The sequence below is a fragment of the Wolbachia endosymbiont (group B) of Melanostoma mellinum genome, from assembly GCF_947251465.1.
In the GTDB taxonomy this organism is placed as follows: domain Bacteria; phylum Pseudomonadota; class Alphaproteobacteria; order Rickettsiales; family Anaplasmataceae; genus Wolbachia.
On sequence record NZ_OX366366.1, the window covers coordinates 1,585,412 to 1,595,175 of the forward strand.

Annotated in this window: 5 protein-coding genes and 1 pseudogene; 3 read left to right on the forward strand and 3 right to left on the reverse strand. The window is 33.5% G+C overall.

Going from position 1 to position 9,764, the window contains the following annotated elements; translation table 11 throughout:
• Window positions 1-172 precede the first annotated feature (172 nt).
• Both OPR42_RS07465 and OPR42_RS07470 read right to left on the reverse strand, forming a co-directional pair.
• A complete protein-coding gene (locus OPR42_RS07465) occupies window positions 173-2,608 on the reverse strand; it encodes a hypothetical protein (protein ID WP_264704952.1) in 2,436 nt (811 codons plus the stop codon).
• Window positions 2,583-3,971 (reverse strand): hypothetical protein, encoded by a 1,389-nt coding sequence (locus OPR42_RS07470; protein WP_265042237.1) that lies wholly within the window; start codon window positions 3,969-3,971, stop codon window positions 2,583-2,585. Before OPR42_RS07470 ends, OPR42_RS07465 begins: the two co-directional genes overlap by 26 nt.
• Before the next feature lie 957 nt (window positions 3,972-4,928).
• Here OPR42_RS07470 and OPR42_RS07475 point away from each other — a divergent pair.
• Complete coding sequence (locus OPR42_RS07475) at window positions 4,929-5,561, forward strand: ankyrin repeat domain-containing protein (protein ID WP_265042238.1); 633 nt, start codon at window positions 4,929-4,931, stop codon at window positions 5,559-5,561.
• A gap of 144 nt (window positions 5,562-5,705) precedes the next feature.
• On the opposite strand, the gene OPR42_RS07480 is transcribed toward OPR42_RS07475, so the two are convergent.
• The gene (locus OPR42_RS07480; protein WP_265041416.1) at window positions 5,706-6,983 is read right to left on the reverse strand and encodes an IS4 family transposase; all 1,278 of its coding nucleotides are present in this window, start codon (window positions 6,981-6,983) and stop codon (window positions 5,706-5,708) included.
• 115 nt (window positions 6,984-7,098) lie between these two features.
• Here OPR42_RS07480 and OPR42_RS07485 point away from each other — a divergent pair.
• Together OPR42_RS07485 and OPR42_RS07490 are read left to right on the forward strand one after the other, a co-directional pair.
• A pseudogene (locus OPR42_RS07485) lies at window positions 7,099-7,389 on the forward strand (ankyrin repeat domain-containing protein); the annotation flags it as partial.
• 38 nt (window positions 7,390-7,427) lie between these two features.
• Window positions 7,428-9,560: a hypothetical protein gene (locus tag OPR42_RS07490; RefSeq protein WP_265042239.1), complete on the forward strand. Its 2,133-nt coding sequence runs from the start codon at window positions 7,428-7,430 to the stop codon at window positions 9,558-9,560.
• Window positions 9,561-9,764 lie beyond the last annotated feature (204 nt).

Below are 9,764 nucleotides of genomic sequence, written 5' to 3' on the forward strand. Positions count from 1 at the left end.
TATAAGTTAGCACTATCCCAACCTTTTATAGTATTCTTAATCGACCACATTGCGAACGTTGTTAATTTTTTCCACCTTAACTTTTGTAAATCAAGTTATTCTGCTTAAACATTAGTAAACACAGCACCCACAAAACCTCCACCAACTTATAAGTTCTTTGCTCAAAACTTAATCACTGATTAACTACTCGAGATGGACCTGCTTGTTGAGCGTTAAGCTGTTGGAGATTACTACTCTGATGTTGACGAGTAGAAAGCATTGTTTCAGAACTATGCTCTTTAGGTAGAGTTTGAAAACCACCAGTTTTTATAAGAGAGTCTTTATCTTCTGCATTTTCATCAAAGATAGCGTACATTACATTTACTCTATCAGCATCGGTAATTATCTTATATGCTCCACCCTCTTTATATCTTATCAACTGGCCCTCAGCCTCTTTTTCTTTTTTACCTAATTCTTTTTTCTTAGCAAATTTCAACTCTATTCCAATAGGGGGATACTCCTTTGTGCTAGAAGCTTGAACCAATATCATATCCAACTTCTCTCCACCACCTATTTGGAACTCAGTAATAACTTTTATATTATCATCGCTGTAGCTACTAAACAAACCATGTAACACAGCTTGAAATGTAGCTTCATTGTTTATTAATGATTTGAAAGGATACAGTATATTAGAAATTTCTTTAAATACTTTTTTGTAATTACTATCATCACCGGATTTTATAGCATTCTTCATGGCTGTCTTAAACTCCTTGTTTTCAATAATCGAAGTAAAATTACCCTGAAGAATTTCTCTATCTTCTTTGTATTCACCCAATGAGTTGTACGTGGTTACTGCAATTCCCTCACAGTATCGATCAAACGAATTCCTATTACTAGGTGTACCACGTAAGTTACAGATTATTTCCTGTATCTCTATGTTATCAATGTTTCGAAATTTTTCTTCAATCGGAATCCTTGTATCAGGTGGTACTTTTAACGCAGGTCTATCTTTTTCGTTTATATTGAGTATAAACATCTTTTTACCCATAGTTAACACTATGGTTGTAACACAGTCTGCAATACTTTCTTCTGCTAGTTTTGGACGTGTTTGTGTTCCTTCAACCATTTTACCACCCCTATTATAAGTAAAAAGATACTTTTTTAATTTCTCATCTTCAATCTTATCAGGAATAAGTATTAACTGACCTATAATAAACTGACTTACATAGTGTATATTATCACTACCTCCATTACTCCAAACGATTCCATGATATAGGTATTCTAACTGTTTCTTTATGATTTCAGTTGCACAAATATTAGGTAACTTTTTCAAAAGTTCCTCTAAACACTGTTTATTAACTTTATCTTCTTTTCCAAATAAATCTATTAATTGGTTTTCTATTATTTTATCAATTTCTTTTTCACCTAATCGCTCTTCTATAGTGCTTTTATTTACTTCCTTTTTCCGAGTTTTTAATAAATTTTTTAACTCTAACTTGTCCACTGCTTTAGCAGCTGATATCATATCTTGAGAAATACTAAATGACTTTTCTATTACAGAATTACCTTCCCTGTTTAAGAAACTTTGCGCATAAAGTGAATATTTAGGAACATAGTTCATTTCAAAGTTCAACCCTATACAAACCACTTCTTTAGCTGCAGTAATCATTCTAGTAAAATTAGAAAAGAAACCTTTAACATAATCTTGAACCTGTTTCATTGCTTCTTGTGGTGTGTTTTTTTTATCCGTACCAGCTTTAAGCTCAATAATAATAGGCACAGCATTTAGTGATTTATCAGCGCCACGTACAAGTAAAATAATATCTGCATAACCTTTTCCCGCAAACAGCTCTAGATAAAGTTTTAGATGAAAGCGATACTTAAAATTCATCAAAAATCCTGCTAAAAAGCCATGATAACTTGATTCTTTACCTTCAAATTGTTTTTTAATTTTATCCTTATATTGATCACGGACACCAGTAATATATTTTAACACTTTTTCAATTGTATTTATTACTTGCCCAGAGTTTGTATTCGCTAACCCTCCAATTGAATCTTTCAAGTTCTCTTGGTTGTTTTTTATTAAAGTAAATTTTTTCGCCTGTTCTGAGTCAGAAGGAGCTATTTTAGGCTTTTCCATCACATCACAAGCAACCTTTCTTTCCTTTCCAATTGTTACACTATAAACAGTTTCTTTGCGATTTTCATATCTTGGATCTTGACCTCGATTAGGAAAGACATGGAGATATATGTTTCTCAATTCTTCTGAATCAAATTTTGGTTTATGATTCTCTTTATCAGATACTGCAATATAGATTATTTTTTCACTTTTTGTCTTAGAATCTTCAGTTAGTACAGCTAACTTCAAAGCACCATAACGATCAAAACGAAAGTAAATTTCCTTAACCTTAACATCTCCAAAATCAGCAAGATCTGAATCCAATAAAGTAGCAAAAGCACCAAAAAAGAAACTAGGAAAAAATCCTTCTTTCCCAACCGAGTGCAAGAAAGAAGGAGACTGATCAATGAATGACTGAAACCTTTTTTGAAAATCTAAAAACTCGTCCCCTGATGTATTTTCCATCAATAGAAGTTGTACCAATTCAAGTGGCCCTGTAGTATTTAGCATATAATCCTTTGCTATGGCTTGAAGATTCTACATGACATGGGGCATCAGTTAGGCTAAACCTTGATTGTGGCAAACCGGCTGGCTCACCAGCCCCATCATCACCTTGAGCAGCTAGATCCCCTTTTTTGCACTTAAAGGACTTATCTAAATCAGAAAAAAGCTGCTCTATCAGTTTCTTATCCTCAGTGAATCGCTCTTCACCAATTCCATGCACCGCACTCATTCTATGTATTAAAGAATTTTGAATCTCTTCAATTTGTGTATGCTTAACACACTCCAATATTCCTAATATTTCCTTCTTTCTATTTTCATTATCTGAACTTTCCTTTCTTAATTCTACTATTAAATTCGTTACCATTACAATAAAAGAGTAGTCTTTAAATACAGATTTTCTGCATTCCTCAAAATTCTCATGTTTCCAAACGTACATGATAGTTTCCTTAGTTTGTTCAGCTAAGTCTGAACTTAAAAGCATCCTTCTTGATAGTGATGATAAAATAACCCCATACTGCTCGAACGAAAGATCATTGGATTCAAGTAGGTCAAATAAATTCTTAAAAGAGTCAAAGCAGTATTCATCAATCAGTTCACTTAACACTGCATAATATGTATTTTCTTTAAAGTCTCTTTTCAATAACTCCTTTTTCTGCTTATCACTCATATTGGGTAGACAAAACTCTATAATATCTGAATCTCTGTACCCCTTGACTGCAGATAAAGCTGCGTTGATTAATAAATCTCCTTTACTGTAAATACTTGGATCATTTTGTAACTTATTATAGAAGAACTCTATACCCTCTTCCCAATTTTTACGTGAGTTTACTCGTATGGCTTCTTTTAAACCTTCAACTGCTGTATATTCATTTAGTTTTCCAGTCTGTTTATCAATAAGGGAAGACCAAAAAGCCTTTATAGGGCTACTCTCTTTATGGTGATCCAAAAGTTCATCTTTTAGCTTGTCATCAGAAATATCTTCTTCAAATGCACTATTTTTAAACTTTATAAATACTTGCTCAAATAATCTAGGTATCTTACCTTCTAAGCAGTATTTACATGCTAAGTAATATCTTTTAGAAACGTTTAACGGATTCTCTTTTCCATTTTTATTTATTTCTTCAGTTAGCCTTTCACCAACAACTTCATTTTTTAACCCCGCTCCTTTCCAACAAGAATCATCAGAGAATATATCAGAGAAAAATTCTAGCTCTACTCCGCTAAAATTTTCAATCAACTGAATGTTAACTTTTAACCACCTTTCTATTCTTAAACGTTTTCTTGCTTCGGTCTGTTTGTCACTGTCCTTGACAGCACTTGTTAACCTATTGAGTATTGCATTGTAATTACAATCTAAACCAGATTCCATACTTACTACCCCACTATATATTTTAATGTAGTTTCTAGTGTACTAAGTCACCATTGTCAACAACTATTTTTCTAAATTTTAAGTAAATTTTTTGTTGATACCTAATTATAAACATGAAAACTTTGAGCAATGTATGAAAAAATTCCACACTGTACTTTGCTTTTCCATGCTTAAGAGAAGGAGCTAAGTGTGGTACTCTCATTTGATTATTTGTTCTTCTTTTTCTTAATCTAACGGTTAATTATAAAACATTTTTACCATATGAGAAATGGACCTCTTTGTCCTCATTGTAAATAAAAACACATCTATTTTAGCGTCACAGAAAATTTGTTTATTTACTTCTTAAAAACGTAAGATAAAGATCGTATATTCGTGAGAACAAACTGCGTAAAAATGGGATTGTAAAAATAAAAGTTTGAAACCTTTGCAACAAAGTCAGGCAATTTGATTCATATATAAATGTGGTAAGAATAGGCTAATATAGCTAGTTTTACGATATGGTGAAATCACCATATAAAAAAGTTCGTATGGTACACATGGTAGATCAACGCATCCCAAGAAAAACACTTCTCACGTTCCTTGGTTTTGAGCGCTGGAAATGGCTAAATTGCCTGAGTTTTCAACACAATATATTGCTAAATTAATAATATTTAACTTGAGGATAAAAATTAAGATAAGTTTATAATAAGTAAATAATTTGAAAGCAATCAACTGTAACAAGCCTATTTAGGAAGCTTTTATCAAAAATGGCTTAAAATTAAAAAATTTTTTCTAAAATAGTAGTTGACAAGCCTTAAAAATGGAGTGACTATGCTAAAAATAGTTTTTAGAGTAAGTTTTACGTTATAAAAAGGTGACCGTCTAAGAGTAGGGAATTAATTTATTCAAGGTGGTTCATCAGTATATAGGCTTTTCTAGTCTGGGTGTTAGTGTAAGTAATCTATAGGGTGTTATATTATGGAATCTGATAAAAACGTTGATTATCTTTTGAACTCTGCAGGAGCTGGTGATATAGAAAATGTTAGGTTCTATATTGAGTCCTGCGGCGTGGATGTAAACTCCGCTAATGACATTGGGCGTACTGCACTGCATAGGGCTGCTTACAGAGGTAGAAATTCAATTGTAGAGTACTTGTTATCAAAAGGGGCAAATATTGATTCCAAAATTGAATGTTCTGATCCAAAGCTCTCTGGTGCTACGCCTCTCTCCTGGGCGGTAATGTCTGGGCATATAGATGTTGTTAAAACTCTTATTCAGCACGGTGCTAAGGTTGATGTGGTGCTAAATGGCTCCAACCTTCTGGGTGTTGCTGTGCTTTCGGATAATCCTTTTATGGTAGAACTATTATTAAATTATATTCCTGATATTAATGGGTATGATCATGATGGTGAGACACCATTGATAATTGCTCTAGGAGAAGATAAATATGAAAGTACGCGTTTTTTACTGGAGAGAGGTGCAGATTATAGGAAATTCGATGCTGATGGGCATTCTCCATTACTTGTTGCTGTACAAGAAAAAAAGGGAAGTAAGTATACCACTGCCATTAAGTTAAGGGAAAGAGAAGTTAAGATTGGACAAAAAATTTGAAGTGATTGATAATTATGGTAAATACTAGGGTGAATTTTTAAGAAAAGGGAGTCTGAAAAGTGCAAGTTATTTAAAAAAGTAATAATTGCAGGTTATTTTGCAAAGAATGTACTAATGCAATGATACTGAAAAGATATCTTGAATTTAAAACACATGTTTTCTAGCTCTTTTCTGGTAGTTGAGTGAACGAATATCAGATATCTTATGACGATCAACTCTTCTCCCTTTTCTCACCACTAAAGTGTTCATCAAAAATAACTGTGATAGTCGATACATAATGCAGTCTATGTCTGACTCTGTAGAAAAAATATCAAAGGCTAAGTTTTTAATCGCATTAAATGAGACAGATTTATTGATGCTTTTTTTTAGTTTACTATTCTGTGAGCTCAATGTCTCTTCATCATCTTCTATCATGATACTTTCTAGATTACTGATGAAGATAGTTGACCAAAAATCCTGCTTGATAGTTTCAATACTTTTTCCTGTGAAATTCTCTAAATTTAATCTTCCCTTCAGCCTAGAAAAAAATGTTTCTACTCCCCAGCGCAAGTAATATAATCTCTCAAACTCTTCAACTGTAAAACGTTTCTCATCTAACAGAGATGTTACTAACACTTCAACTTCGCCAGAAGAAAGTATTATTTTGACTAACCTGAATTTCATCTCATCAGGTAATCCTAGCTTTCGTAGCTGTCTTGCTACTTTAATAGGTGCGGTAGACACTACCACCGTACTAGATGGGCTTTCCGGCTTAAACATAGTGTTTATTTCATTGAAAGACGAACTTGAACAGCGAATTATATAATTGATTTTCCTTCCTGTAAGCTCAGCAAGAAATCGATAAGATACGTATCCTCTATCACAGATTAACAAATCGTCTGATTTTATGGATTCAAGCATACCGATTGCTAAATCAACCTCATAGCTGTCACCTCTACTTAGCACAGATTTTATTGCAATATTATTTAGCACATCGTAGCAAACTTCAAAGGTTGCACTTGTATAGTCTTCAAATCTCTGGATTCCATTCCATACTGCTCTTGAGCCAAACTCACCTATTATTTTGTCGCTCTTTGGCAGAATCAGTATTGAAGCATCAAATGCAAGTACTCTGAAGCCATGGTGGGTTTTAAATTCCTGATCTTGGTAGTATAGGGAAACTATATCATCATTTAACTCTGAAAACGCAGTATGTTTTAGCTTCTTTCTTGCTTGAGTAAATGCACTTGCCGTAATTGTATAATCTTTTCTTGTATGCAGAACAAACTCATTAAGCATCACTTGTAATGACTTTACACTCTTTCTAAAAATCAGGAGAAATACATTAACGAAGGGCAGCTTTCTTTTTCGTGAGAAGTCTTTTGAGGATGCTCTGTGTGCGTTTATAAAGTTTAAACTCATCAATTTATTTTTTATAAACATGATTATTCTTTTTTTTACTCATGTCATTACTTCTTTTAATTTGTGAATCTTACCTGATTTTATAATACAGTTCATCACTTTTCCTTAACTTAATGGCAGTGGTAAGTATACCGAGTTACTACTGAAGCATGTAAAGGAGAAAGAAGGAAAGGAAGGGTTGGTAGAGTATATAAATTCTATCGACTCTGGTAGTGGTCGTACTGCATTACATCTTGCTTGCTCGGTTCAGAACTATCATACGGTAAAGGTTCTTTTGGAACATGGTGCAGATTATAGGATAAGAGATAAGGAAGGTTTTGAACCCGATGATCTTGTGGTGGGAAATTCACATTCGTCTCGTCAAATAAGGTATTTGTTTGGACCTTATAGACATAGGGATTTTGCAGTAAATAGTGTAGGTAAGTGATTTTATGTTCGTGAATTTGTTTCTGAGGAGGTTCGTGTATGCTAGATTGTACTGATACGAGTAAGCTTATTAACAATGAAAAAGGCGATCGCAGAGGTTTTATCCTTCTATCCCTACTGACAAAATTACATTTGGAATGCTTGAAGCAAATTCAAAGTGGTGGTCGTTCTAAATTTCCAGAGGACCAAGAGAACTTTCTCTTCGATAAGATTAAAGCTGAGGTCAAAAATCTTAAAAGTCAGCTAGTTCAGTTAGATGCTAAACATCTTAAACTTATTGAATTAGCCCTCATTGATTATAAAAATTTGGGAGATATTACCCTTAATAAGCAGAATTTATTGGAGTTTCTTATCTCATCTTACAAGGCAATATCAGAGACAATTTTAGAAAAAGAAATGCCCCCAGAAACTTTGCAAGAAACTTTGAACGAGAAAGAATCGAGAAAAGTCGAGCTACTTCAAAAATGGAAAGAAACTATTTCAAAGTTTAATAAAGATGAAAAAATCAAAGTCCTTTTAGATGAGGCTATCCTGAGTAAAGTTAATAAGTATTTAGATATTAGAGGGGATGCTGAATCTTTATACGAAATTTATTCTACTATTGATTCATGCAAAAAATATTTTGAAAAAAAAGGAACAACTATAGAAGAAAAGAGGTTAGTTCTGCAAACAGTATTGCAGAAGGTTGGCGAGTATCTTAAAAGCACTTTAGATACTCCCAATTTATCAGATGGTACAAGGAAATCTCTAGAACTAGAACAACTGCCTATCAAGCTTTTAACTGATTTTAGAGACCAGATAGTGCATTATCAGGTATTCTCTCTAGAATTAGATGGCCGGGATATAACAAAGCTACTTGATGAAGGTTTGGTACCTATTAAGGAGTTTGTCTATAATAAAATAATTGGGATGGAGAAGGATTTTATTCAGGATCTTGTGAAAGAAAAAACGTCTGGGATTGGAGATAAGAATGTTAAAGAGCTTAACTCTTACGCCGGTGAAGGTATAACGGAGCTTATAAAAGGTATTGAGCAGATAAAAGGAAGGGAAAATAGTAAATACAACTCTATGGATGATAAGAGCAAACGACTGGTTGACGAAATTTACGGAAGTGCTCTGCAGATGAGATCTAGGGATTTTCCTTCACAGAGCGAAGGGGTTTCTAAAATAAAACTAGATGCTAAAAAATTAGAAATTATTGAAAAATGCACTGGGAAAAGTAAATCGAAAGTAAACAAGAAGGTGAATGATGAGTTGAATTCATGGAATCTAGGTCTAAGTCAATACTTAAGTGACGTATCCAAGATAGAAGAAGTAGTTCACTATCTTCAATATGGTATTCCTTCGGTAGTTAACAAAAAAAAAGAAGCGGATGTCGTTTTAAATAATTTCCTTAGTATCACCGAAGTACTTGATAAAATAACCATATTTGATAACGATCAGCGGGTTCCTCTCAAAGGTCAGCTGGAACAATATTTCGATCTACAAAGCTTTAGAGAAAAGCTCCTCTATTCTGAATTTAGAGGGATTAAAAAGGTCTCTTTAGTTAATTTGTTGAATAGTGTCAATGTGGATAGTGGCAATAAAAGAGCTTTACTTAAATTTTTAAAATCTAGTAATCAAAATCAAGGTAGTCCCCACGATTTTATTACACCTGATCGATATGAAGAACTAGTTAAGGGACTCAACCTTACTCCTAAAAGCGAAGAAAAACTACTTTCGTACTCGGTAGAGTGGAGAAGAAATAAATGTATTAATTTACTTAAAAGTAACCCTACTGCTCTTAAAGTAATATGTGACAGCATAACAGAAGGTAAGGTAATACCAGATCGGGTGTTTAAAAATCTTGCTTACCAGTATAAACCTAAAGGTGAGGGTAATACTGATACGGAAAAGAGAGCCATTTCTTTACAGCAATCCATTGAGAGTGAAGTGGGAAATCTCTACTCAAGGGAAGTAAAAAAGAAAATTGATGTGCTGGGTAGATTGCACCATCCTGATGCGGTGCAAATGCAGTTTATTAGTATATATTCTCTTTTAGATAGAACTAGAAAAAATGGAGATGACCCTTTTCTAATAAGAAAGTTACGTAATCATTTAGCACATAGTGAACAAAGTGAACTTTTTAGAGGACAATTTCTGCAGTTAATAGAAGGAGCCGTAAAAAAATAGATATTTCAAAAGAGGTCACTCTTTCCAGTTTCAACAAGGCTGTTTCTGATGCACAATCACAACTTAGATTATCTGAGATAAAAGAAGTTGTTGGTGAAACTGGTACTAAATCCAATTCTGGCTTTTCAAAGGGAAACCTAAATCATTGTGGAAGTCGAGGCTCGGCGAGAAGGGCAAGAAGTATTACCGAGTGCCTGTTTTCAA

Bases quoted from the DNA above. Each gene is read 5' to 3' on its own strand.
- OPR42_RS07465 (WP_264704952.1), bottom strand. From the start codon at position 2,608: ATGCTAAATACTACAGGGCCACTTGAATTGGTACAACTTCTATTGATG.
- OPR42_RS07470 (WP_265042237.1), bottom strand. From the start codon at position 3,971: ATGGAATCTGGTTTAGATTGTAATTACAATGCAATACTCAATAGGTTA.
- OPR42_RS07475 (WP_265042238.1), top strand. From the start codon at position 4,929: ATGGAATCTGATAAAAACGTTGATTATCTTTTGAACTCTGCAGGAGCT.
- OPR42_RS07480 (WP_265041416.1), bottom strand. From the start codon at position 6,983: ATGTTTATAAAAAATAAATTGATGAGTTTAAACTTTATAAACGCACAC.
- OPR42_RS07490 (WP_265042239.1), top strand. From the start codon at position 7,428: ATGCTAGATTGTACTGATACGAGTAAGCTTATTAACAATGAAAAAGGC.